Raw genomic sequence first — 23,272 nt, 5'->3', positions numbered from 1 at the left:
TCCCGTGCACCGGGGACACCACGCTACAGAGGGGACCACGCAGTGACCGACATGACCGAAGGGCTCCGGCTCGACAACTCGATGAAGCTGCTCGCCCGCGGCCGCCTCGTCGACGCGACGCTGTCCGAGAAGGACTACGTGATCGAGCGCGACCGGCTGGTGGACGGCGCCTACCCCGTCTACGGCGAGCGGGCCAGGGGCGCCCGCATCTGGGACGCCGACGGCAACGAGTACCTCGACTACATCCTCGCGTACGGCACGATCATCCTCGGACACGCGGACCCGGTGGTGACCGAAGCCGCTCTGCGGGAGATCGAGGAGGGCTTCTCGATCACGCTCCGCAAGCGCACCCAGATCGAGCTCGCCGAGCGGCTGGTGCAGATCATCCCGGGCGCCGAGCGGGTGTTCCTGCTCAAGACCGGGTCGGACGCCACCAGCGCGGCCGTCCGCCTCGCCCGCGCGTACACCGAGCGCGACCGCGTGGTGCGCTGGGGCTACAACGGGTGGCACGACTGGGCCGCGCAGCGCCCCGGCGGTATCCCCGACACCGTGCGCACCCAGGTCGACACCTTCCGGTACAACGACCTGGACAGCCTGCGGGAGGTCTTCCGCGCGCACCCCGGCCAGATCGCCTGTCTGCTGCTGATGCCGTTCGAACTCGACAGCCCCGACCCCGGGTTCCTCCAGGGCGCGGTCGACCTGGCGCACGAGCACGGGGCGCTGGTGGTCTTCGACGAGATGCGCTCCGGCTTCCGGGTGGCCCTCGGCGGCGCCCAGGAGCTGTTCGGCGTCCGGGCCGACCTGGCCACCTTCAGCAAGGCGATGGCGAACGGCTGGGCGGTGTCGGCGCTGACCGGCCGGGCCGACGTGATGGCGATGGTCGGCCGGACCCACATCTCGTCCACGTTCTACTCCAACACCGTGGCGATGGCCGCCGCCGTGGCCACCATGGACCAACTCGCCGACGGGACGGTCCTGGACAAGGTGCGCCGCCTCGGCGTCCGCCTCCAGAGCGGCCTGGCCGAGCTCATAGGCCGCCACGGCGTCCCGGCCGAGGTGCGCGGTGTGCCGCAGATGCCGTTCCTCACCTTCTCCCACCCCGACCCGGGCCGCGCCCGCCTCATGCAGGACACGTTCTTCACCCACACCACCCGCCGGGGCGTGCTGCTGCACCCGACCCACCACTGGTTCATCTGCGCCGCCACCACCGACGCCGACCTCGACCACACCCTGGCGGCCTGCGACGAGGCGTTCCGCGCCGTGGCGAAGGTGGCGTGAGCGCGGTGGACACCCAGCAGGCGATGCGGGCCCGCGTACGGGCCAAACTCGCCCACCAGTTGCAGGAGGAGCCGAGCCTGCCCTGGCTGAGCGACACCGAGCCGCTGGCGCCCGCCGGAGTCGACTCGGTCCAACTCATCTCGGTGGTCGGCCAGTTGGAACAGGAGCTGGGCGTGACGCTGCCGGACGACGCCGTCCTGGAATCGGCGAGCATCAGCTCGCTCGCCACCGCACTGACCCGGGGAGCGCGCCGATGAGCACCACACGCGCCACGGTCGCCGTCACCGGCCTCGGGGTGTGCGGCCCGGGCGGGGTGGGCGTCCCCGCCCTGTGGGAGGCGCTGACCACGGGTAAGGCCCACCACCCTCCCCTCACGGACTTCGACACCGCCGGGGCCACCCTCGGCGCGGCGGGCCACGTACCGGGACACACCGGCGGGGACGGCGTCTGGCGAGCCCTGGACCTCGCGGAGACCGCCGTACGGGAAGCCCTCGACGACGTCGACCGTGAACAGGTGGCCCTCGTCCTGGGCACCACCGACCCCGGAGTGGTCCCGCCCCGGCCCGGACACTTCACCGGCGACCTGGCCGGAGCTTGCGCGGAGCGCACGGGGCTCGGCGGCGAAGCCCTGACCATCGCCAACGCCTCCGCCTCGGGCGCCGCCGCCATCGCGGTCGCCCGCGACCTGGTGGCCCTCGGCGAGGCGCCTACGGCCGTGGTCGGCGGCGCCGACGCCGTCACCGACATGGCCTTCCTGGGCCTCAACTCGCTGCGCACGCTCGGCCCGGAGGGCTGTCGGCCCTTCAGCACCGAACGACGCGGCATCGGTGTCTCCGAGGGCGCGGCGGTGCTCCGGCTCGAACCGTACGACGAGGCCGCGCCGGACGCCGTAACGCCGCTGGCCGTCCTGGCCGGCTGCGGCCTGACCAACGCCACCGGCCACCTCGCCGCGCCCGGGGCCGACGGCATCGAGCTGGCGGTACGGCTCGCCCTGGCCGACGCGGGCCTGGCCCCCGAGGACATCGACTTCGTCAACACCCACGGCCCCGGCACCCGGCGCGGCGACACCGCCGAGATCGAGGCGCTGCGCGCGGTGTTCGGCACCCGGCTGTCCTCGATCCCGGTCAACAGCGTCAAGGGCGTCCTGTGGCACCTCCAGGGCGGCGCGGGCGCGGTCGAGGCGATGGCCTGCGTGCTGTCGCTGACGCACGGCGCGGTCACCCCGACCTGGGGAGCCGAGCCGGTCGACCCGATCTGCGCCGACCTCGACCTGGTCCTGGAGGACGGCCCCCGGCGGCTGCCGGGCCTGCGGACCGCGCTCAGCGTGTCCTGCGGTCTGGGCGGCATGAACACCGCACTCATCTTCCGGAGGCCCTGATGGACGACTCGGTCGTGATCACCGCCGTGGCCTCGGGCGAGGTCGACACGGCGGAGCTGTGGCAGGCGCACGCGGCGGGCGCCGACGGCTGGCGGGACGTCAACAAGTGGACGCGCGAACTGCCAGAACGCATCGCCGAGTTGGCCGGACAGGCACTCGCCGGGGCGGGCGACACGGACCCGGGCGACACCGCCTGCGTCATCGGGTCGGTGTACGGGGCGGGGCACGTGGCCGAGACCATGCGCGCCCGGCTGGACGCGGGCGCCCGCTCGTCGCTGGCACCGGAGTCCTTCCTGTACTTCAACGCGCACGGCGTGACGTCGCTGATCTGTCTGCGCCACCGGCTGCGCGGCTACTGCGCCACCGTGCTCGGACCGGGCGCGGGCCTCCAGGCCCTCGCCCTCGCGCAGCGCCGGCTCCGGCTCGCGGGCGACGGCCCGGTGCTGTGCGGCGCGTACGAGATGCTCAGCCCGGCCGCCGCCCGCGCCCGGGACAGCGATCCGGTGACCGGCTGGGCCGCCTTCCTGGTCCTGGAGACGGCCGCGCGGGCCCGTGAGCGGGGCGCCCGCGTCCTTGCCCGGCTCGGTCCCGTCGAGACGTGTCCGCCTCCGTTGGAGCTGGCGGCCGACATCCGCGCGACCGCTCCCCTGGCCGAGCTGGCCGCCGTGCTCACCGACGACGGCGCGCCCGCCACGACGACCGTGGCGGTGGCAGGGCGGCGGCACGGCTACCGCTGCACCGCGCACAAGGAGGGATGACCGTGGACGACACACTGGTGGACGTCCTCGCGGGGCACCGCCGCGCCGGACGCGGCGACCGCCCCGCCCTGGTGGACCAGCGGCGCTCGGTCACCTATACGGAGCTGGAGCGCGAAGTCACGGTACGCGTAAGGGAGTTACGGTCGACGGGTGTCGGTCCGGGCACCCGTACCGCCGTCGTCCTGACGTCGTCGCTGGACTCGGTCGTCGACTTCGCCGCCGCGACCTCGCTGGGCGCGGCCGTGCTCGTACTCCAGGAGCGCGCGGGCGAGACGGAACGCTCGGCCGCGCTGGCCGACTTCGGGACCGAACTGAGCATCGACCCCATGGGGGTGACCCGGCTGCGGTCTTCCCGGCCCGGCGGTGGCGACCCGGCCTTCGCGGTGACCAGCTCGGGCACCGGCGGCCGCCCCAAGGTGATCTCCCGCGAGTGGTCCGGCACCCTGCACAACTCGGCCACCTTCGCGCGCGGGCTCGGCATCGACGCCGACGACGTGGTGCTCACCACCAGCCCGCTGGGCCACAGTTACGCCATCGAGGCGGGCACCCTGGCCGTCCTGTCGGCCGGGGCCTGCCAGATCGTCCCGTCCGGGCCGCTCACCCCGGCGCGGGCGGCGGCCCTCGCCGAGCGCCACCGGCCCACCGTCCTGCAGACCGTTCCGCTGATCCTGGACTGGTGGGGCCGCGGCGGTGTGCCGCACGCGGGCTGGTGGAAGCGGTGCGTCAGCGCGGGCGAGGCGCTCCCGGCCCAGGCGGTCACCGCCTGGCGCGACGCGGGCATCCCCGTGTACGACCACTACGGCAACTCCGAACTCGGCCAGCTCACCCTCCACCCGGCCGGAGGCGGCGGCAGCGTCGGAAACCCGCTGCCCGGCGTCAAGCTCAAGGCGGGCGGGGACGAGCCCGGGCCGGTGGTGGCGTGCTTCCCGGGCCTGTCCCCCGTACGCATGGAGGACGGGCACCCGGTGCCGCTCGCCGACGCCAAGGGCTGGGTCGCCACCGGCGACCTCGGGGTGCTCGACGACGACGGACTGCGGCTCACCGGCCGCAGCGACCTCGTCATCAACATCGGCGGGAACAAGGTCTCCCCGCTCGAAGTGGAGACCGTCCTGCGCGCCCTGCCCGGGGTCAACGACTGCGCCGTGGTGGGACGGCCGGGGCCCTCCGGCGAGACCCAGGTGTGGGCCTTCGTCGAGGCCGGCGCCGACGGGTTCGACGCGGCGGCACTGCGCCGCCGGGCGGGCGAACTCCTCATGACGGTGAAGGTGCCGTCAGTGATCCGCCGGGTCGACCAACTGCCCCGGACGGGCAGCGGGAAGATCCGCCGGGGCCTGCTGATCGAGGACGGCGCCTGACAAACCGTCAGCCGAGCCCACCCATCGACCCACACCGCAAGAGGAAGAGAAGGACATGACCAACGGTGCCGACGCACAGCCCATCGACCGCGAGCACGTCATGAAGCTCATCACCACCGTCCTCGCGGAACGCCCCCACCTGCCCGACCAGCTCAGCGAGACCACCACGCTCGACGAGATAGGCATGGACTCCCTGGACCTGATCGTGGTCCTGTCCCGCTTCGAGGAGAAGTGGGGCGTGCCCTACAGCGGCGAGGAGACCGACGGCACGGCCTTCGACAACCTCGGGCACCTGGCCGACACCCTGGTCGCCCGCGCGCGGACCGCCGGGCGAGAGCTGCGGTGACCGCCACGATGACCCCGCAGTTCGACCAGCTGGGGGCGCTGGGGTGGCAGGACCGCGCGCTGGACGGGCTCAACTGCGTACTGCGCTGTGTCGAGTCCGTCCTGCACTTCCGGGGCCTCGACCCGCTCGCGGTCGCCCGCGCGCTCAACGGCCCCCTCGACCCGGTGGGCCGCGACCTGGCCAAGGACTTCGACGGCTGCCGGGTGGACTACCGCACCGAGTTCGACGACGGCAGCCGCAACGTGCCGTTCCTCCTGGAGCGCCTCGGCGCGGGCGAGCCGGTGATGGTGCTGCCGGACCGCTTCCACCTGCCCGGCGACGTGTACGAGGGCCGCTTCCACTTCCACGACCACGCGGTGCTCGCGGTGGACTGGTCGGCGCGGGACAGCGTCATGACCGTCCTGGACACCGACGCCGACCCGGCCGACGGCTTCCGCCGGCACTGGACGCTGACGCCCGCGCTGCGGGCCCTGTTCACCTGGGTGGGCACGGTCACCGTCACCGACGCGCCGGACCACCGGGACCCGCGGGAGTACTTCGCCGAGCGGCTGCACCGCGACACCGCGCTGCTCTCGGTGGGCGCGGACGCCCTCGGCGGCCTCCTCGACGAGCTCACCGCGACCGGGCTGAGCGCGGTGACGGCCAGGGCCCTGCACGTCCTGGTCCTCGGCGACATCCAGCCCCAGCTGTTCATCTACGCCAACGCGCTCGCCGTGGCCCCCGCCCCCGGTGAACAGCTCGCCCTGCCCCCGGAGCTGGCCGCCGTACGCAAGGCCGCGCTCGACGCCCGGGTGCACGCCAAGCGGCTCGGCATCGCACTGATCGCGGCGCACGAGAAGCCGGACCCGCTCGCGGTGTATCCGCGCGTCCTGGAGCTGGGCCGTCCGCTGCGCGCCGCCCTAGACCGGCTGCGCGAGGCCCTGGTCGCCGCGGGCGGCCGGGAGGGCGCGGCCGACCCCGGCGCCTCCGCCCGGCTGCGCGCCCGGTTCGCACAGATCGAGAGCACCTGCTTCCCCGTACGCGAGGAAGCGGCGCCATGACCGCACAGGTGGCCCTGGTGACCGGCGGCTCCGGCCCTCTGGGCCGGGCGATCGCCCACTCGCTGGCCATGGCGGGCTACGCCGTGGGGGTGCACGCGCACCGCAACGAGGAGGCCGCGGCGGCCGTGGTCGAGGATCTGCGCGCCGCGGGCGCGGCCGCGCTCGCCCTGACCGCCGACCTGTCCCGCCCGCACAGCGGCGAGCACGTGGTCGGCAAGGTCGTGGAGGAGTTCGGCCGGCTCGACGCGCTGGTGGTCAACGCCGGGGTGCACCGCGACCGGCTGCTCCTGAACGTGGCCGAGGACGAGTGGGACGACCAGATCGCGGTCAATCTGAGCGGCGCGTTCCGCTGCGTCCGGGCCGGGGTGAAGGCCATGACGCGGCACGGGGGCGGGCGGATCGTCCTCGTCTCCTCGGTGGCGGGGCTGCGCGGCCAGCCCGGCCAGGCGGCGTACGCGGCGAGCAAGTCCGGCCTGCACGGGCTGGCGTGGACGACCGCGCGCGAGTACGGCCGGTACGGCATCACCTGCAACTGCGTGGCCCCCGGACTGATCGCCGACACCCCCGCCTACCAGGGCCTGTCCGCCAGGGCGCGGGACGGCGTGCTCGACCGCACACCGCTGGGCCGGGCGGGCCGCGTCGACGAGATCGCCTCGGTGGTGGGCTTCCTGTGCTCTCCCCCGGCGTCCTATGTGTCCGGGCAAGTGATCGCGGTGGACGGCGGGTTGACGGTATGAGGACGACCGACGAGCTGGAGGACGTGTGACCGAGCGAGTGTTGTTCTTCCCCTGGGGCTGGGGCGGTGGCGCGGCCTACACCGGCCGCTGTCTCGCCCTGGCCTCGGCGCTGGCCCAAGCGGGCGACGAGGTGGCGTTCGCGGACTGCGGCATCAACGCCATGGTGCGCGAGGCGGGCTTCCCGGTCCTTGAGTCCGAGCCCGAGGCGCCGAGGCCGCCCGACCGGCACCCGATGCCGCCGTATCTGCCGTTCGCGGACGTGGAGCGGGTGTTCGCGGTGGCCGCGACCTACCACCGCGTCGAGCGCGTCCAGCGCCGGGTCGCCGCCGACGCCGAGCTGATCGAGGCGTACCGCCCGACGCTCGTCGTCATCGACATGTGCCCCACCGCCGCCCTCGCCGCCCGGGCCGCGGGCATCCCCGTGGTCTCGCTCGCCGACGCGGACTTCATCACCCCGCGCGCCAACGGGTGGATGCCGTGGTCGACGGTGGCGCCGCGCGATCTGCTGCCGCACCCGTCGAGCCTGCCGGTGTGGGACCGGGTCTCGCGCGAGCTGGGCCTGGGCCCGGTGGCGCGCGCCGAGCACCTGCTGTGGGGCGAGGTCACGCTGGTGTCCAGCCTGTCCGCGCTGGAGCCGGTCGACGGCTCTCCCCACCGGGGTGCGCTGCACTTCGTCGGGCCGATGTACTGGAACCCGGCGGTGGCTTCCGACGGCCCCGCTCCCCCGCGCACTGACCGGCCGAAGGTGTACGTCACCATCGGCAGCGGCGGCACGGTGGGCCGCCAGGCGCTGCAGAACGTCCTGGACGCCTGCGCCGACCAGCCGTGGAGCGTCTACGTGTCCAGCGGCTTCGCCTTCGAGGGCGGCCTCGCGGTGCCCGACAACGTCGTGGTGGCGGGCTTCACCGGCCTGGACACCCCACTGGAGTGGGCGGACGTGGTGGTCGACCACGGCGGCTCGGCCACCGTCCTCGCCACCCTGCTGCACGGCAAACCGCAGGTCGTGATGCCGTTCATGTCCGAACAGGAGATGAACGGGCGGCAGTTGGTCGAGGACACCGGTTCCGGGGTGCTGCTGCGCACCAGTGAGACCACCCCGTACGGCCGGCTGACCTTCAGCGACCGCTACTCGGGCCCGTCCGACCAGCCGTGCGTCGGCGCCGACGATGTCCGCAAGGGCATCGCCGAGGTGCTCGGCGACCCCGCGTTCACCCAGCGGGCCGCGCACTGGGGTGCCCGGCTGCGCGAGTGCCGTGAGGCGACGGACCTGGTGGCGCTGGCCCACTCCGCGCTCTCGCCGGTGACGGAGGCGGGCCGATGAGCGCCGGGATGGTGGTGGGCGTCGTGGGCTGCGGTCAGATCGGCGCGATGTACGCCGACCACCTCGACGCGCTGGGCCCGTACCGGGTGGTCTGCGTGGACGCGGACCGCGCCCGCGCCGAGAAACTGGCGCAAGACGTGCCTTCGCGGACCGTCGCCGAGTCGGTCGAGGAGCTGGTGTCCGGCGGCTGTGACGCGGCGCTGGTGACGGCCGCCACCACGAGCCACCCGGAGCTGGTGGGCACGCTGATCGACGCCGGTGTGCCGACCCTCTGCGAAAAACCCCTGACCATCGACCTCGCCCGCACCGAGGCCCTGGGCACCCGCGCCGAGGAGCTCGGTGTGCCGCTGTGGGTGGGCTTCCAGCGCCACTTCGACCCGGGCCTCGCCGATCTGCGGGCCCGTACGGCGGGCGGGGAGCTGGGGCGCGTGCAGTTGCTCCGGCTGGTCTCGCACGATGTGTCCATGCCGCCCCTCGCGCGGCTGCGCGAGAGCGGTTCCATCTTCACCGACCTCATGCTCCACGACTTCGACATGGTGCGCTGGCTCACCGGCCGCCGGATCGTCCAGGTCGTCGCGGACGGCTCGGCGCTCTCCGGCGCGGGCCTCGCGGACATCGGCGACTTCGACACGGTCACGGCGACGGTCCGGCTCGACGACGGCACGCTGGCCGCGCTCTCGGCGGGCCGGTGGCAGCCGGTGGGCTATGACGTACGGGCCGAAGTCCTGGGCGAGAAGGGCAACTTGCAGGCCGGTCTCACCCGGGCGGAGGCACCCGGCGCGGGCAGCGTGGACACCTCGCGGTTCCGGGGGTACTGGGACCGGTTCGCCACCGCCTACCGCGAACAGGCGCGGGCGTTCCTGGCCGTGGCCGCGGGCGGGTCCGCCACGTCGGCCGCCGGTGGCTGGCGCGACTCGTACGAGGCGCTGCGGTGTGCGCTGGCGGCCGAGCGGTCGGCCAGAACGGGGTCGGTCCCGATAGCCCTCTGAACAACCCTCGTCGCAACCCCCATCGGCACCTCGACTCTTGACGCTTCATACGGCGACTCTGCGAAGGGAACACCATGAGCAAGATCCGCGTGGCCATCGCCGGCATCGGCAACTGCGCCGCCTCGCTCGTCCAGGGAGTGCACTACTACGCCGACGCGGACCCGGCACAGCGCGTCCCCGGCCTGATGCACGTCGAGTTCGGCGGCTACCACGTACGCGACCTGGAGTTCGTCGCCGCGTTCGACGTGGACGCCAAGAAGGTCGGCCAGGACCTCTCCTCCGCCATCTCCCGGTCCGAGAACAACACCATCCGCATCTGCGACGTCCCACCCACCGGCGTCACCGTGCAGCGGGGGCCCACCCTGGACGGGCTCGGCCACTACTACCGCGAGACCATCACGGAGTCCGCCGAGGACCCGGCCGACGTCGTCGCCGTACTCCGCGCCACCGGGGCCGACGTCCTCATCTCCTACCTGCCCGTCGGCAGCGAGGACGCGGACCGGTTCTACGCCCAGTGCGCCCTCGACGCGGGCGTGGCCTTCGTCAACGCGCTCCCCGTGTTCATCGCCTCCGACCCCGAGTGGGCGGCGAAGTTCACCGAGGCGGGCGTGCCGATCATCGGCGACGACATCAAGTCGCAGGTCGGCGCCACCATCACGCACCGGGTGCTGGCCCGCCTCTTCGAGGACCGCGGCGTCCACCTCGAACGCACCATGCAGCTCAACGTCGGCGGCAACATGGACTTCCGCAACATGCTCGAACGCAAGCGGCTGGTCTCGAAGAAGACGTCGAAGACCCAGGCGGTGACCTCCCAGATCGACCACACCCTGGGCAAGGACGACGTGCACATCGGGCCCTCCGACCACGTGCCGTGGCTCGACGACCGCAAGTGGGCCTACGTACGTCTGGAGGGCCGCGCGTTCGGCGACGTACCGCTGAACCTGGAGTACAAGCTCGAAGTGTGGGACTCGCCCAACTCGGCGGGTGTCATCATCGACGCCGTACGGGCGGCGAAGATAGCCCTGGACCGGGGGATCGGCGGGCCGCTGCTCGCGCCGTCGTCGTACTTCATGAAGTCACCCCCCGAGCAGTACCGCGACTCGGAGGCCTTCGACGCGGTCGAGGCGTTCATCGCGGCCTCCCCTGACCAGGCAGCCGCTGCCGAAGCAACCCCCGCCGAACAAGCACATCCGTGACCCACCGAGGGCTCCCGGAGCGGGATCCCACGCGGACCGAGGAAGAAGAGGCCACCCGTCATGTCCGGTCCCGCCACCCTGGCGCCCGAGTCCGTCCGCGAACGGGACTTCCGGCTACTGTGGATCGGCAGCGGCATCAGCCAGCTGTGCGGGATGTCCACGGTGGTCGCGTTCCCGCTGCTCGCCGCCCAGACCCTCGGGGCGTCGGTCGGCGAGGTCGGTCTGATCACGGCGGCCGGGTATCTGCCCTGGCTGATCCTCACCCTGCCCGCCGGGGTGTACAGCGGGCGACTGCCCCCGAGAACCATGCTGCTGCTCGCCGACCTCGGCCGCGCGCTGATCGTCACCATGGTGCCGGTCCTCGCCGCGACCGGGCACCTCGCGCTGTGGCACCTGTACCTGTCCAATGTGCTGGTCAGTTGCGCGACCGTGTTCTACGAGATCGTGTATCTGTCCATGCCGCCGCGGATGCTGCCGAAGGACAAACTCGTCTACGGCAACATCCGCCTCCAGATCGCCCGCGCCGTCTCGCTCGCCTTCGGCCCAACACTGGCGGGCTTCACGGTGCAGTTGCTCGGCCCCGAGCACGCCCCGCTGCTCAACTCGGCCGGTTTCGGCGCGTCAGTGACGTGCAACCTCCTCATGCGCTCGCACATCGAGGCGACCTCGTCGGCGTCCGGCGCGAAGGGCATGTGGGCCGAACTGTCCGAGGCCGTACGGTTCGTCACCCGGCGCCCGGTCATCCTGGCCTCGATCGCGGGCTCGGCCGTCGGCAACTGCTGCTTCGCCGCGTACGAAGCCCTCGTCGTCATCTTCCTGGCCCACGACGTCGGGGTGGCCCCGGGCACCCTGGGCATGCTGCTCGGGTCGGTGGGCATCGGCGGTCTGATCGGCGCGTTCAGCGCGGGCCGCGTCAGCCGCCGGCTCGGCACGGCGCGGGCCGTGTGGATCCCCGCCGCCGTCCTCGCACCGGCGGGCCTGCTCCTGCCGATGACCCGGCCGGGCCCGGGGCTGCTCCTCTTCTTCAGCGGGGCGTTGCTCTTCCACGCCGGGTTCTCCGTGTTCACGGTCGGCCAGGCCACCCTCGTACAACTGCTGACACCGCCCGACCTGCTGCAACGGACCGTCGCCTGCGTCCGGTTCATCAGCCGGGGCATGCTCTTCTTCGGCGGCCTCGTCGGCGGCGGCCTGGGCAGCCTCTTCGGCCCCCGGGCCGCGCTGGCCGTCGTGATGTTCCTCTGGCTCAGCGCCCCGCTCATCACCGCGTCGTCTCGCTTACGGTACTGGCGGGACATTCCTACTGTGGAGTGACCACATGTCTGAGACGATCGACATCGTCATCACAACCATCGGTTCCGGGTCGTTCCTGGAGCACTACGCCGACACCCTCGCCGAATCCGGCTCCCGGCTCGTCGTCATCCCCGACCGCAAGACCCCCAGGTCGTTCTACGAGGCCTGCGACAAGGCCCGCGGCCGGGGCGCCACCATCGTCTCCCCCGACGTGGAGGAGCAGGACCGGCTGCTCGCGAAGCTCGGTGTGCCGGATCTGATCCCGTACGACTCCGACAACCGCCGCAACATCGGCTATCTGCTGTCCTATCTGAACGGCAGCGCGATGGCGGTCTCCATGGACGACGACAACCTGCCCATCGACAGCCCCTTCTTCGACGAGCACCGGGTGGTGCTGCAGGGCCCGGTGCCGCACCGCGTGGTGTCGGCCGGCAACGGCTGGTTCAACGCCTGCGACCTGCTCGAAGTGAGCCCCTGCCGGGTCTTCCCGCGCGGCTTCCCGTACGGCCCCCGCGAGACTCCCACCGAGGTCACCAGCACCGAAGAGGTGGCCGACGTACGGATCAACGCCGGTCTGTGGCTGGACGATCCGGACGTGGACGCGGTGACCCGGCTCGCGGTCCGGCCCAGGGTGACCGCCTACAACGGCAAACCCGCCGTACTGGCCAGGGACACCTGGTGCCCGGTCAACTCCCAGAACACCGCCGTGCACCACGACGCCCTGCCCGCCTACTACTTCCTGCGGATGGGCCAGCCCATCGGCGGGGCCGCCGTCGAGCGCTTCGGCGACATCTTCAGCGGATACTTCGTGGCCGCGTGCGCCAAGCACCTCGGCCACTCGGTCAGGTTCGGCGGCCCTCTCGTCAACCACGAGCGCAACGCACACGATCTGCTCAACGACCTGGCCATCGAGCTGCCCGCGATCCGCTTCATGGACGAACTCCTCGCCTGGCTGAGGGAGTTCGAGCTCCAGGGCAGCGACTACCGTGAGGCCTACGAGTCCCTCAGCCACGGTCTGGAGGACTTCGCCGAGCAGGCGCGGGGCGGGGCCTGGTCGCAGGAGGCGAGGGCGTTCCTGCACCGCAGCGCCTACCTCATGCGCACCTGGCTGAGCGCGGTGCGCCGCGTCGACGGCGGCTGAGAAAAACGATGAGTCCGGCGCGGGGATCCTCGGGGATCGCCCGCGCCGGACTCTTCACCTGCTCCTCAACCGCTCAGCCCTTCGCCAGAACGGCGTCGACCGTCTCCTCCAGGGTCAGGTCGGAGCTGTCGAACCACGTTCCCTCACCGGCGAGTTCGTTACGCAGCGCGTCGTCCAGGAACGACCAGTCGTCCGCCAACACCTTGTCCCGCTCCGCGACCCGCCGCGACACGACGTCGGCCGCCGGGGCCAACACGATCAGGCGCAGCGGCAGGTCCTTCAACTGCTCCCGGTAGAACTCCAGATGGGCGCGCCGGACCACCACGTCGTCGATGACCGGAACGACACCCGCGGCGTGGAAACTGCGCGCGAGCACCGACGCGTTGCGGGCCCGCAGCAGCAGTTGGCGGTCCGCCTCCAGATCCTCGTCCGGCGAGGGCAGATGTCCGCCCGCGACGATGAGGTCCTGGAGGTGGTCGCCCTCGATGTGCGCGCCGAGGGGGAACCGACGGGCCAGCGCCGCCGACACCGAACTCTTTCCGGACCCTGGAATGCCGATGACGAGAAATACGTCGGAGGCGGGTTCGGTGTCAACGATCTGGCCCTGGAAGGAGGTTTCCGGCATGCTTCCTCTACTCCTTTATCGCGTTATCGGCCAACGGCCCGTTCAACGGTCCGGTATTGCCAGCGCAGCGATCGTAGCAAGTACTGACGACCTGTCCGATCCCCGTTTACGGAACCAGGGAGTTCCCATGCCCCACACCAATGCGGTGCCGCCTCCCCCGCCGTGGTTGCTGACGTTTTCCGCCGCCGACCGGGCCGCGTTGACGGAAACTGCCCGAACGGCCGCCGAAATGCTGGCCGATGGCGCCCGGCCCGAGGCGGTCCTGCCCGCTCGGCTCCTTTCCGCCGGACACGAAAGAGAGCGCCTCGCGGTCGCGGCCACCGATACGGCGGGCCTCGTCGAGGGCTTGTCCTTCTTCGCCGACGGACTGCCCAGTCCGCGCTGGGTGTCGGGACGGGCCGACGGCGCCGCCTCCCGGACCGCCTGGTGCTTCGGCGGCCACGGCAGCCAGTGGCCGGGCATGGGGCGTGCCCTGCTGGACTGGGCGCCCGAGGCGGCGAAGGTGCTCCGCGAACTCGACGTACTGCTGCCCAACGGCGTCATCGAACCACTGCTGAGCACGGCCGACGGGGAGCTGGGCCCGCCGGACACGACCCAGCCGCTGATCTTCGCCGTCCAGGTCGCCACCGCCCACTGGCTGTGGTCGCTGGGCCTGCGGCCGGAGGCGGTCGTCGGGCACAGCCTCGGCGAGGTCGCCGCCGCCCATGTCGCGGGCGCCCTCACCCTCGAAGACGCGGCGCGGGTCGTCGCCGTACGCTCCCGCCTGCTCGCGAAGGCCGGGGACGGCGGGGCGATGGCGACGGTCAACCTCGACCGGCACACGGCCGCGCGCCGGTGCGAGCGGATCCCGGGGACGGTGGTCGTCGCCGCCCACAGCGCGCCGCAGCAGACGGTGGTCACCGGCGCGGGCGAGGCGACACGGGCGCTGGTGAGCGCGCTGGAGGCCGAGGGGGTGCGGTGCCGGCTGATCCGTATCAACGCGGCGTCGCACAGCCCGTTCGTCGACAGCGTGCTGCCGCAACTCCGTGCCGAGCTGGCCGATGTCGCCCCCGCGACGCCGCACATCCCGTGGATCTCGACGGTCGACGCCGACCCGGACCCGGTCGGGCTCGCCACCGCGGACTACTGGGCGCGCAATCTGCGCCGCCCGGTCCGCTTCACCCAGGCGGTGTCGTCGCTGGCCCGGCGGGGCATCCGGGCGTACGTGGAGATCGGGCCGCATCCGGTGCTGATCCCGCCGCTCCGCGAGACGCTGCGGGCCGAGGGCATCGACGATCCGCTGGTGGTCGCCTCCGGCCAGCGCCAGACCCCCGAGCCGGTCTCGCTGCTGCGCCTGCTGGGGGCGCTGCACTGCCGGGGCCTGGAGATCCCGGCGCTCGACGACCACATACGAGCCGAGGTCACGGACCAGAAGCCGCCCGCCCACCGCGCCGACCGAGGATGAAAAGACCCATGCCCGCAGCTTCCCCCGCCCTTGACCCGTCGGCGACCGTGCTCGTGGCGGGCTCGTCCGGGCTCGTGGGCTCCGCCGTCGTGCGCCGCCTCCGCGCCGAGGGGTTCACCTCCGTCGTCGGGATCCGCTCCTCGGACGTGGACCTCACCGACGCCCGCGCGACGCTCGACCACGTCACCTCGCTCCGGCCCACCGTGGTGATCGACGCGGCCGCGCGGGTCGGCGGCATCGCCGCCAACGACGCCGAACCCGTGGAATTCCTCAACGACAACCTCCGGATCCAAACCAACCTGTTCGCGGCGGCACACGCGGCCGACGTGGACCGGCTGCTGTTCCTCGGCTCCTCCTGCATCTACCCGAAGCACAGCCCCCAGCCCATCCCGGAGTCCGCCCTGCTCACCGGCCCGCTGGAGGAGACCAACGACGCCTACGCGATAGCGAAGATCGCGGGGGTGATCGCGGTGAAGTCGTACCGCAGGCAGTACGGCCGCCGATGGATCTCCGCCATGCCGACCAACGTCTACGGCCCCGGCGACAACTTCCATCCGACCCGGTCGCACGTCCTGCCCGCGCTGATCCGGCGCTTCCACGAGGCGGTCCTCTCCGGCGCCGAGGAGGTCGTCGTGTGGGGCAGCGGCACACCGCGCCGGGAGTTCATCCACGTCGACGACCTGGCGGCGGCGTGTCTGCACCTGCTGGCGCACTACGACGACCCGTCGCCGGTCAACATCGGCGTCGGCGAGGACCTCACGATCGCGGACCTCGTCGCCCTCGTGGCCGACGCGACCGGCTTCACCGGCCGGATCACCTGGGACGCGAGCAGGCCCGACGGCACCCCGCGCAAGCTCCTCGACGTCTCACGGCTGCTCGCCACGGGCTGGAAGCCGCGGATCGGGCTGGCGGAGGGGGTACGGAGCACCGTGCGCTGGTACGCGGACACCCTGGCCGGACCGGGTGGGCGCCCCGATGGCCGCTGACCTGGGGCGGTGCTCTCCCGTTCAGCCTCCCGCCGAGCCGGTGGAGCGCCGGGCGAACGTGCCTCGGTCCAGGACGACCCTGCCCTGGGCGCGGACCTGGAAGAGCGCCGACTCCCCGCGCTCCCAGATCCGTACGGTGAGCTCCTGGCCGGGAAACACGGGCGCGGTGAAGTGCGCCGACATCGTCCCGAACCGGGCCGGGTCGCCTCCGCAGAGCGCGTGCAGCAGCGCCCGGCCCGTGAAGCCGAAGGTGCAGAGGCCGTGCAGCAGGGGTCGGCGGAAGCCGAGACGGGCGGCGATCGCGGGGTCGGAGTGCAGCGGGTTCGGGTCGCCGCTGAGCCGGTACAGAAGTGCCTGGTTAGGAGCGGTGCGGTAGTCCGCGGTGTGGTCGGGCTCCCCCTCAGGGCGCTCCCACGGCTCGTCCTCGCCCGGCTCACCGCCGAAGCCGCCTTCGCGCCTGATGGTCAGCCCGGTGCGGATGTCGGCGAGCGGCCGGCCCGCGGCGGGGTCCACGCAGGAGGACTCGATGACCGCGAGCGCGCTGCTCCCCCGGTCCCGCAGCGCGGCCAGCCGCGAGGTCGTGGCCGCCGTGCCCTCGACGGGGAGCGGCCCGTACAGCGTCAGGGTCTGCTGGGTGTGCAGCAGCTGCGACACGTCGAAGTCCCCGAGCGCGGGCTCGGCCCGCCGGGAGACGAGGGTGGCCGCGAAGGTCGGCAGGACCGAGGGCATGGCTCCCGCGGAATTCTCCGTGGTGAACTCCAGCTCGCGGGCCGGGTCGTCGCCGCCCGCGCCCACTCCGAGCGCATAGAGGGAGGTGTCCGAGAATGTCCACTGCCGGGTCCCGGAATCCCAGGTCCGCCCGACGAGATCGCGATAGAGCGCCATAGCGCCGCTCCTTTCCACCACTTCGGAATGGGCCACCGCATCGTATGGCCGAAAAATTACGCATGGCTGAAACTACTGAGACCGAGACGGGATTGAGGAAATGATTCGAGCACTCCTGGTCGACGCGGGTGGAGTTCTGTTCAACAACATCAATGAGGAGACGTCCTTCATACGGGACATCGCACACCGCTATGCCGTCGACGAGAGCCGGCTGCTGGGTGCCGTGCTCTCATCGGCCCATACGTACGAGAGCGGCGCCTGCCATGCGCACGACGTCCTGCGCGGTCTCCTGGAGGAGGCGGGCAGCCCCTTCGCGGACGCCTTCGACGGGGAGTGGGTGGACCGCCTGTATGCCGCCAACCTCCGCTACTACAGCGCCAACATCGTGGAGCTGGCCGAGGTGGCCCGCGCCCGTCCGGAGCTCACCCTGGTCCTGGCCAACAACGAGGCCGAGCACTGGGACCACCTCAAGAACCAACGCCACGACCACTACCGGCTGTTCGACCACCTGTGCTCCTCATGGCGCGTGGGCCAGGTGAAGCCCTCCGCCGAGTACTTCGCCGCGACGCTGGACCGCTGCGGAGTCGAACCCCGCGAGGCGCTGATGGTCGACGACCGGACGGCCGTCATCGCGGCCGCGCGCGACCTGGGCATGCGCACCCTGCACGTCAGCAGCCCCGAGGTGCTGCGCACCCGGCTGCGGGAGACCGTCGAGAACCTGGTGCCGTCGGCGAGGAGCTGAGCGACCCCGCTCCTCAGAACTCACTGACCCCGGCGTCGACCGCCATGGCGTGCGCGGTGACATGGCGGGAGGCGTCGGACACCAGGAACAACACCGCGTTGGCCACGTCCTCGACCGAAATACCGTCCACCGGTTGCATGTTGACCAGCATGCCGCGCAGTCGAGGATCGGCCATGCTCGCCTTGGCGACCTGGGTGAGCATGGCGCGGCTGCCCATCGCGGTGTCGACGCCGGTCGGGTGCACGCTGTTCACCCGGATCCCGAACCGCGCGAGCTCGGCGGCGAAGGCCTTCGCCATGCCGCGCACCGCGAACTTGCTGGTCGTGTACGGAATCATGAACGGCTGCACCTTCAGCCCGGCCGAGGAGCTCATCAGCACGATGGAGCCGCCGCCCGCCGTCACGAGGTGGGGCGCGGTCGCCATCACGGTGTTCCACGTACCGGTGACGTTGACGTCCATGGTGTCGCGGAAGATCTCCTCGGTGACCTCGTCCCAGGCGCTGGGTATGCAGATGCCCGCGTTCGCCACGACGGCGTCGAGGCGCCCGAGTTTCTCCACGGCTCCGTCGACGGCGTCGCGCAGTCCGGCCAGGTCACGGACGTCGGCGACGAGGGGCACGACCCGCTGCCCGGACTCCGCCGCCAGGGCGACGGTCGTGTCGAGGTCGGTGGGTTCCGAGGAGGCGTAGGCCACGCCGGGCAGTGTCGCGCACAGGTCGACGGCGATGACGTCCGCGCCCTCGCCCGCCATCCGTACGACGTGTTCACGGCCCTGCCCGCGGGCCGCGCCGGTCACCAGAACAACCTTGCCCCGCATCAGTCCACTCACGTACATGTCCTTCCGGAGACGACGTTCCCAAGGGGTCAGATCTGACCCACGCTAGCGAGGCGCACGCCATAGTTCACGCGTGTCCAACTGGACTGACTCGCCACACCCGTACGGCATTTGTCGCAGACGGCGGAGGCAATAAGATCGGAGAAGAAACCGCGCATCCCGCGTCTCGCACTTCTCAGCTCGCACCCCGCCCGACTCCGTAATGACGCCACCGGCTCGCACCCTGCCCTGCCGAGCCGTACGAGGGGGATCGTTGAACGGACAAGCGCCTGCGGCTCCTCGGTTCGGCCCCGCACGGCCGTCGCCGCCGCCCCGACCACTTCCTGACGAGCCGTTACCGGACGGCCTGAGCGCTGCGCTGGACCGCGCGCTCGCCCGCCCCGCCGCCCAGCAGCCGCAGTGGCCCGACCCCGAGGCCGTACGCGAGGTGCGGGCGATCCTTGAGGGTGTGGCACCGGTGGTGAACGCGGAAGAGGTCGACCGGCTGCACAGTCACCTGGCCGCGGTGGCGACCGGCACCGCGTTCCTGCTCCAGGGCGGTGACTGCGCGGAAACGTTCGCAGGGACCACCGAGCACGCGATCGCGGGCACGGTCGACACCCTGCATCGAATGGCATCGATACTCACGTCCACGACCGGGCTGCCGGTGGTGACGGTCGGCAGGCTCGCAGGCCAATACGCCAAACCCCGCTCCTCACCGATAGACACCGTGGGCCTCCCCACCTACCGGGGAGACATCGTCAACGACCGCGAGGCGACCGCCGAGTCCCGCGTCCCCGACCCGCACCGCATGCTCCGCGCCTACGTCAACGCGACGGCCGCGATGACGGTGGTACGTGCGCTCCGCGCGACAAGCGCGGTCGGACGCGGCGCCGAGGCCGAGCTCTTCACGAGCCACGAGGCTCTGCTGCTCGACTACGAGCGGTCGATGGTACGAGTACGGGGTGAGCGACAGCCGTACGACCTGTCGGCGCACTTCCTCTGGATCGGCGAACGCACCCGTCAACTCGACGGCGCCCACCTCGCGTTCGCCGAGCTCCTGGCCAACCCGATCGGCGTCAAGATCGGCCCGACGACCACGCCGGAGCAGGCGGTCGAGTACGTGGAACGCCTCGACCCGCACGACGAGCCGGGCCGCCTGACCCTGATCAGCCGGATGGGCAGCACGGAGGTGCGGCGCGTGCTGCCACCGATCGTGGAAAAGGTCACCGCGTCCGGGCACGCGGTCGTCTGGCAGTGCGACCCGATGCACGGCAACACGGTGCAGTCTCGCGACGGATACAAGACCCGCCACTTCGACCGCGTCCTGGACGAGATCCGCGGCTTCGTCGAGGTCCACCGCGCCTTGGGCACCCACCCCGGCGGCCTACACGTGGAACTCACGGGCACCGACGTAACGGAGTGCTTGGGCGGCCCCCAACACCTCTCCCCCACGGACCTCCCCCACCGCTACACCACGGCCTGCGACCCCCGCCTGAACCGCACCCAGGCCATTGAACTGGCTTCTTTGGCCGGGGAGATGCTGTTCACTTCACCAGGGCAGCCGTGAGAACATCGTGCTGAGCCACCAGCCACCCCTGGATACGGTCCCAACGTTGCCAACCATCCTGCTCGGACAGCGCCTGGGTGAAGAGGGGATCGCCATCGGCCACTCGGTCGGCGACGAAGGCCCGGCAGGTTGCGGTGGCCTGTTCGATGACGCCGGGCAGTTCAGCGCGCTCCTGCGGGCAGAGGCCGTAGCCGTCGGCGAGGATCCGCAGCCGCGTCGGCGCGTCCAGTCCCCCGGGGTGGAGAACTGCCGCAGACGTGGGATCAAGCATGGGAACCCAGTAGCGGGCGGTCATGGCAACGTCCCACACTGCTCGGCCGGGGGCGGCCATGTCGAAATCGATCAGGGCTACGGCACGACCATCACGGAAGACGACGTTGTCCGGACACACATCGTTGTGGCACAGCATCGTCCCTCCCTCCGGGTCGGCCAGGGACCGGGGCCACTCCGCACCTGTGTCGACCGCGACGGCCGCGCTGGCGTCGTGCAGGCGCCGCAACAGACTTCCCACCGACCTCAACGCGGTCTCGGTCATCGCCCAGCGCGGATACGGCGGCAGAGCGACATCACCGGGCATGAAGGTCAGCCGCTCGCGGCCATCCTCCGTGAGACCGACCGGCCTCGGAGCCGCGTCGAACCCGTGCTCCGCGAGCGCGCGGAGATGGGCATGAAGGGCGCGTGCGGTGCGCGGCGCCGGACGTTCCACCACGTCACCGTCCCGGAAGACCGCCCCCACATTCACCATGCCACCCACCAAGGCTTCGCCCTCTGCCATCCCACCCTCAGCTGTCATACCGATCACGCTACCGGCAGGTCGATCAGGCGTGGGGCGGACTATCGACCTCGACTGCGCCCGTAATTGAGTGGCGCCCCCCATGACACGGCGGGATCATCCGAAGTGTCCGGGCCGATGCGAGCCCCTGCGGTCGCGCCGCCTGCCCAGTTGAGGGAGTCGTGATGAGTGGTGCCGCGTCCGAGTTCGTGGTCCGTACGGCGGCCGGGGCAGTGCGTGGTGGTCGGGAGGCGGGGGTGGGGGTCTTTCGGGGGATTCCGTATGCCGAGGCGCCCGTCGGTGCGCTGCGGTTCGCGGCGCCTCGGGCCGTTCGGGGGTGGGACGGGGTGCGGGCGGCCGCGGCGTACGGGCCGCCGCCCCCGCAAGGCGGCCACTTCGGTATGGACGCGCTGGCGCGGGACACGGTGGGCGACGACTGGCTGACCGTGAACGTATGGTCGCCGGAGCCGAGCCCCGGCGCCGGGCTGCCGGTGATGGCCTGGATCCAGGGCGGCGCGTATGTGATCGGCATGTCCGGGCTGCCCGAGTACGACGGCGGACGTCTCGCGCGCGAGGGCGGGGTCGTCGTGGTGACGTTCAACTACCGTGTGGGGCTTGAGGGGTTCGGGCAGTTCGAGGGCGCGCCCGCCAACCGGGGCCTGCTCGACCAGGTGGCCGCGCTGGAGTGGGTGCGTGACAACATCCGCGCCTTCGGCGGCGACCCGGACCGCGTCACGGTCTTCGGTCAGTCGGCGGGCGGCGGATCGGTGGCCGCGCTGCTTGCGATGCCCCGCGCGGCCGGGCTCTTCGGGCGGGCCGTCGCCCAGAGCGTGCAGGGCACGTTCTTCACGCCGGAGCTCGCCGCCGACATCGCCACCGCGTGCGCCGCCGAGCTGGGGCTGAGGCCCACGGTGGCCGACCTGTCCACGGTGGACCCGGTCCGGCTGTCCGCCGCCGGTGACGCGGTCGGCGCCAAGATGACGCAGTGGGCGGAACGTTGGGGGCAGCCCGCGCAGAGGTCGATCCCGTTCTCGCCCATCGTCGACGGTGACACCCTGCCGGTCACCCCGTGGCAGGCCCTGGCCGACGGCGCCGGCCGGGACGTCGAGCTCCTCGTCGGCCACACCCGCGACGAACAACGGCTGTTCACCGCGCTCGCGGGCCTGCTCGGCGAGGTGACACAGGAGCAGGCCGCGGCCACCCTGGATGCCTTCGCCCCCGGCGAGGGCGGCCCACGCGGTTACCTCGACGGTTTCCCTGCGGCCACCCCGGACGAGTTGTACGAACTGGTCCAGTCCGACTACCTGTTCCGGATGCCGAGCCTCCACCTCGCCGAGGCCCAGACCGCCGCAGGCGGACGCGCCCACGTCTACGAGCTGACCTGGCCCGCCCCGGGCATGGGCGGCGCCCTCGGCGCCTGCCACGGTCTGGATGTCCCGCTCGTCTTCGGCAACCTGGACCGCGGCCAGCCCGCCATGCTCATCGGCGAGGGCCCGTCCCCGGAGGCGGAGGAGCTGTCCGCCCGTATGCGCGCCGCCTGGACGGCGTTCGCCACCCAGGGCGACCCCGGCTGGCCCGCGTACGACACCGAGCAGCGCCTCGTGCAGCTCTTCGACACCCGGCCGACCGTCACCGCGTACCCGGAGGAAACCTCCCGCCGGATCTGGCAGGATCACACGATTCCCGCACTGCCGCTGAACAACGGGATGGTCAACTAGAGGTGGACGTATCCGACTTGGCGCGCTTCGACGTGAACCCGTAGTGGACCAGCGCCCCCAGCGCGGCGCCGAGGAACGGTGCCGTCAAGTACGCCCAGAGTGCCGTCGTCGTGCCGGACACGGCCGCCGGGCCCAGCTGACGGGCCGGGTTGGCCGCCCCGCCGCTCACCGGGCCGAGCAGCGCGATGATCAGGCCGACCACCAGCCCCACCGCGTACGGCATCGGCCGGGCAAGCCCCGGATGCGCGACGAAGAAGCTGATGAGCAGGGCCACCGCCGCGAAGCTCGCCGCCTCCAGGGCGAACACCGCCATGGAGGAGCGGCCGGGAGCAGGGCGGGCCAGTCCGTCGCTGAGAGCCGCCGACTGCAGCACTGGCCCCCACACCAACCGGCCCAGCGCGGTCCCGGCCAGTCCGCCGAGCAACTGCCCCACGGCGTACGGAACAACAGCACGCCCCGGGAAGGCCCGCATCAGCCACAGGGCCACACTGACGGCCGGATTGAGGTGTGCCCCCGAGCCTCGGCCCGGCGGGCTCAGGATCAGCCCCACCAGCAGGACCGCGACCAGGGCACCGACGACGCCCAGCGCGAGATGCAGGTCCGCGATGAAGAGCGGCGAGGCCGGATCGAGCAGCCAGCGCACCATCGTCACCACGCAGAACATCATGACGGCGGTCAGCGCGCACTCCACGGCCGCGCCCCGCCATGGCGCACTCCCCGGCACAAGCCCCGGCGGGCCCGCCGCGACCTCCTCCGCCCGTACTCCCCCGTAGGCCACCGATCCCCCCTCGCACTGGCCAACCGCCCCCTGCCCATCGGGCGGTCGCGAACAGCCGCAGGGTAGAACCGCCGCCCGACCGGAGAGCACCGAAGCAACCAACCAGCCG

Annotated in this window: 23 protein-coding genes; 18 read left to right on the top strand and 5 right to left on the bottom strand. The window is 72.0% G+C overall.

The window, feature by feature from the left end; all coding sequences use genetic code 11:
• Positions 1-51 precede the first annotated feature (51 nt).
• The 13 genes from IE252_RS02685 to IE252_RS02625 all read left to right on the top strand — a co-directional run bounded on the left by IE252_RS02685 (position 52) and on the right by IE252_RS02625 (position 12,829).
• Positions 52-1,278, top strand: a complete 1,227-nt coding sequence (locus IE252_RS02685) for an aspartate aminotransferase family protein (RefSeq protein WP_229847884.1) — start codon at positions 52-54, stop codon at positions 1,276-1,278.
• Positions 1,275-1,535, top strand: coding sequence for an acyl carrier protein (locus tag IE252_RS02680; protein ID WP_229847881.1), 261 nt, complete (start codon positions 1,275-1,277; stop codon positions 1,533-1,535). The genes IE252_RS02685 and IE252_RS02680 overlap by 4 nt, the downstream gene beginning before the upstream one ends.
• Entirely contained in the window at positions 1,532-2,656 is a 1,125-nt protein-coding gene (locus IE252_RS02675) for a beta-ketoacyl synthase N-terminal-like domain-containing protein (RefSeq protein ID WP_190087571.1), read from the top strand. Before IE252_RS02680 ends, IE252_RS02675 begins: the two co-directional genes overlap by 4 nt.
• On the top strand, positions 2,656-3,414 hold the full coding sequence (locus IE252_RS02670) for a beta-ketoacyl-[acyl-carrier-protein] synthase family protein (protein WP_229847880.1): 759 nt from the start codon (positions 2,656-2,658) through the stop codon (positions 3,412-3,414). The genes IE252_RS02675 and IE252_RS02670 overlap by 1 nt, the downstream gene beginning before the upstream one ends.
• Positions 3,411-4,769 (top strand): class I adenylate-forming enzyme family protein, encoded by a 1,359-nt coding sequence (locus IE252_RS02665; protein WP_190087570.1) that lies wholly within the window; start codon positions 3,411-3,413, stop codon positions 4,767-4,769. Before IE252_RS02670 ends, IE252_RS02665 begins: the two co-directional genes overlap by 4 nt.
• 55 nt (positions 4,770-4,824) lie before the next feature.
• Entirely contained in the window at positions 4,825-5,115 is a 291-nt protein-coding gene (locus IE252_RS02660; protein ID WP_190087569.1) for an acyl carrier protein, read from the top strand.
• Complete coding sequence (locus tag IE252_RS02655) at positions 5,112-6,155, top strand: cysteine peptidase family C39 domain-containing protein (RefSeq protein ID WP_229847878.1); 1,044 nt, start codon at positions 5,112-5,114, stop codon at positions 6,153-6,155. The genes IE252_RS02660 and IE252_RS02655 overlap by 4 nt, the downstream gene beginning before the upstream one ends.
• Positions 6,152-6,892 carry a 3-oxoacyl-ACP reductase FabG gene (gene fabG, locus IE252_RS02650; RefSeq protein ID WP_190087568.1) on the top strand — a complete coding sequence of 247 codons (741 nt, stop codon included), beginning with the start codon at positions 6,152-6,154 and terminating at the stop codon, positions 6,890-6,892. The genes IE252_RS02655 and fabG overlap by 4 nt, the downstream gene beginning before the upstream one ends.
• A 25-nt stretch (positions 6,893-6,917) precedes the next feature.
• Positions 6,918-8,213 (top strand): glycosyltransferase, encoded by a 1,296-nt coding sequence (locus IE252_RS02645; RefSeq protein ID WP_190087567.1) that lies wholly within the window; start codon positions 6,918-6,920, stop codon positions 8,211-8,213.
• A complete protein-coding gene (hyg17, locus tag IE252_RS02640) occupies positions 8,210-9,202 on the top strand; it encodes a Myo-inositol dehydrogenase Hyg17 (RefSeq protein WP_190087566.1) in 993 nt (330 codons plus the stop codon). The genes IE252_RS02645 and hyg17 overlap by 4 nt, the downstream gene beginning before the upstream one ends.
• 74 nt (positions 9,203-9,276) lie before the next feature.
• Complete coding sequence (locus IE252_RS02635; RefSeq protein WP_190087565.1) at positions 9,277-10,398, top strand: inositol-3-phosphate synthase; 1,122 nt, start codon at positions 9,277-9,279, stop codon at positions 10,396-10,398.
• A 60-nt stretch (positions 10,399-10,458) separates the two neighbouring features.
• Positions 10,459-11,709 (top strand): MFS transporter, encoded by a 1,251-nt coding sequence (locus tag IE252_RS02630; protein ID WP_190087564.1) that lies wholly within the window; start codon positions 10,459-10,461, stop codon positions 11,707-11,709.
• A 4-nt stretch (positions 11,710-11,713) separates the two neighbouring features.
• A complete protein-coding gene (locus tag IE252_RS02625) occupies positions 11,714-12,829 on the top strand; it encodes a hypothetical protein (RefSeq protein ID WP_190087563.1) in 1,116 nt (371 codons plus the stop codon).
• A gap of 73 nt (positions 12,830-12,902) precedes the next feature.
• Here IE252_RS02625 and IE252_RS02620 read toward each other — a convergent pair whose 3' ends face one another.
• Positions 12,903-13,454, bottom strand: coding sequence for an AAA family ATPase (locus IE252_RS02620; RefSeq protein ID WP_190087562.1), 552 nt, complete (start codon positions 13,452-13,454; stop codon positions 12,903-12,905).
• A gap of 127 nt (positions 13,455-13,581) precedes the next feature.
• Here IE252_RS02620 and IE252_RS02615 point away from each other — a divergent pair, with 127 nt between their 5' ends.
• Together IE252_RS02615 and IE252_RS02610 are read left to right on the top strand one after the other, a co-directional pair.
• Positions 13,582-14,898, top strand: a complete 1,317-nt coding sequence (locus IE252_RS02615; protein ID WP_190087561.1) for an acyltransferase domain-containing protein — start codon at positions 13,582-13,584, stop codon at positions 14,896-14,898.
• Positions 14,899-14,906: 8 nt separating this feature from the next.
• The gene (locus IE252_RS02610) at positions 14,907-15,884 is read left to right on the top strand and encodes a GDP-L-fucose synthase family protein (RefSeq protein ID WP_190087560.1); all 978 of its coding nucleotides are present in this window, start codon (positions 14,907-14,909) and stop codon (positions 15,882-15,884) included.
• Positions 15,885-15,905: 21 nt separating this feature from the next.
• Here IE252_RS02610 and IE252_RS02605 read toward each other — a convergent pair whose 3' ends face one another.
• Positions 15,906-16,769: a MaoC/PaaZ C-terminal domain-containing protein gene (locus IE252_RS02605; RefSeq protein ID WP_190087559.1), complete on the bottom strand. Its 864-nt coding sequence runs from the start codon at positions 16,767-16,769 to the stop codon at positions 15,906-15,908.
• A gap of 100 nt (positions 16,770-16,869) precedes the next feature.
• Between IE252_RS02605 and IE252_RS02600 the strand changes: the two genes are divergently transcribed.
• Positions 16,870-17,511: an HAD-IA family hydrolase gene (locus IE252_RS02600; RefSeq protein WP_190087558.1), complete on the top strand. Its 642-nt coding sequence runs from the start codon at positions 16,870-16,872 to the stop codon at positions 17,509-17,511.
• Positions 17,512-17,524: 13 nt separating this feature from the next.
• On the opposite strand, the gene IE252_RS02595 is transcribed toward IE252_RS02600, so the two are convergent.
• Positions 17,525-18,346: a mycofactocin-coupled SDR family oxidoreductase gene (locus tag IE252_RS02595; RefSeq protein ID WP_229847876.1), complete on the bottom strand. Its 822-nt coding sequence runs from the start codon at positions 18,344-18,346 to the stop codon at positions 17,525-17,527.
• A gap of 253 nt (positions 18,347-18,599) precedes the next feature.
• Between IE252_RS02595 and IE252_RS02590 the strand changes: the two genes are divergently transcribed.
• A complete protein-coding gene (locus IE252_RS02590; RefSeq protein ID WP_373298494.1) occupies positions 18,600-19,895 on the top strand; it encodes a 3-deoxy-7-phosphoheptulonate synthase in 1,296 nt (431 codons plus the stop codon).
• Here IE252_RS02590 and IE252_RS02585 read toward each other — a convergent pair.
• A complete protein-coding gene (locus tag IE252_RS02585; protein ID WP_229847874.1) occupies positions 19,873-20,688 on the bottom strand; it encodes a phosphotransferase enzyme family protein in 816 nt (271 codons plus the stop codon). The two genes, IE252_RS02590 and IE252_RS02585, sit on opposite strands and share 23 nt — an antisense overlap.
• A gap of 164 nt (positions 20,689-20,852) precedes the next feature.
• On the opposite strand from IE252_RS02585, the gene IE252_RS02580 reads away from it, so the two are divergent.
• Positions 20,853-22,385, top strand: coding sequence for a carboxylesterase/lipase family protein (locus IE252_RS02580; RefSeq protein WP_190087555.1), 1,533 nt, complete (start codon positions 20,853-20,855; stop codon positions 22,383-22,385).
• Here the strand turns inward: IE252_RS02580 and IE252_RS02575 are convergent.
• On the bottom strand, positions 22,378-23,163 hold the full coding sequence (locus IE252_RS02575; RefSeq protein ID WP_229847872.1) for an MIP/aquaporin family protein: 786 nt from the start codon (positions 23,161-23,163) through the stop codon (positions 22,378-22,380). The two genes, IE252_RS02580 and IE252_RS02575, sit on opposite strands and share 8 nt — an antisense overlap.
• Positions 23,164-23,272: the final 109 nt, after the last annotated feature.

It is taken from the genome of Streptomyces melanogenes, assembly GCF_014649795.1.
GTDB lineage: Bacteria > Actinomycetota > Actinomycetes > Streptomycetales > Streptomycetaceae > Streptomyces > Streptomyces noboritoensis.
Note: the sequence above shows the minus strand (reverse complement) of the source record. Positions and strands in the feature narration are given on the sequence as shown.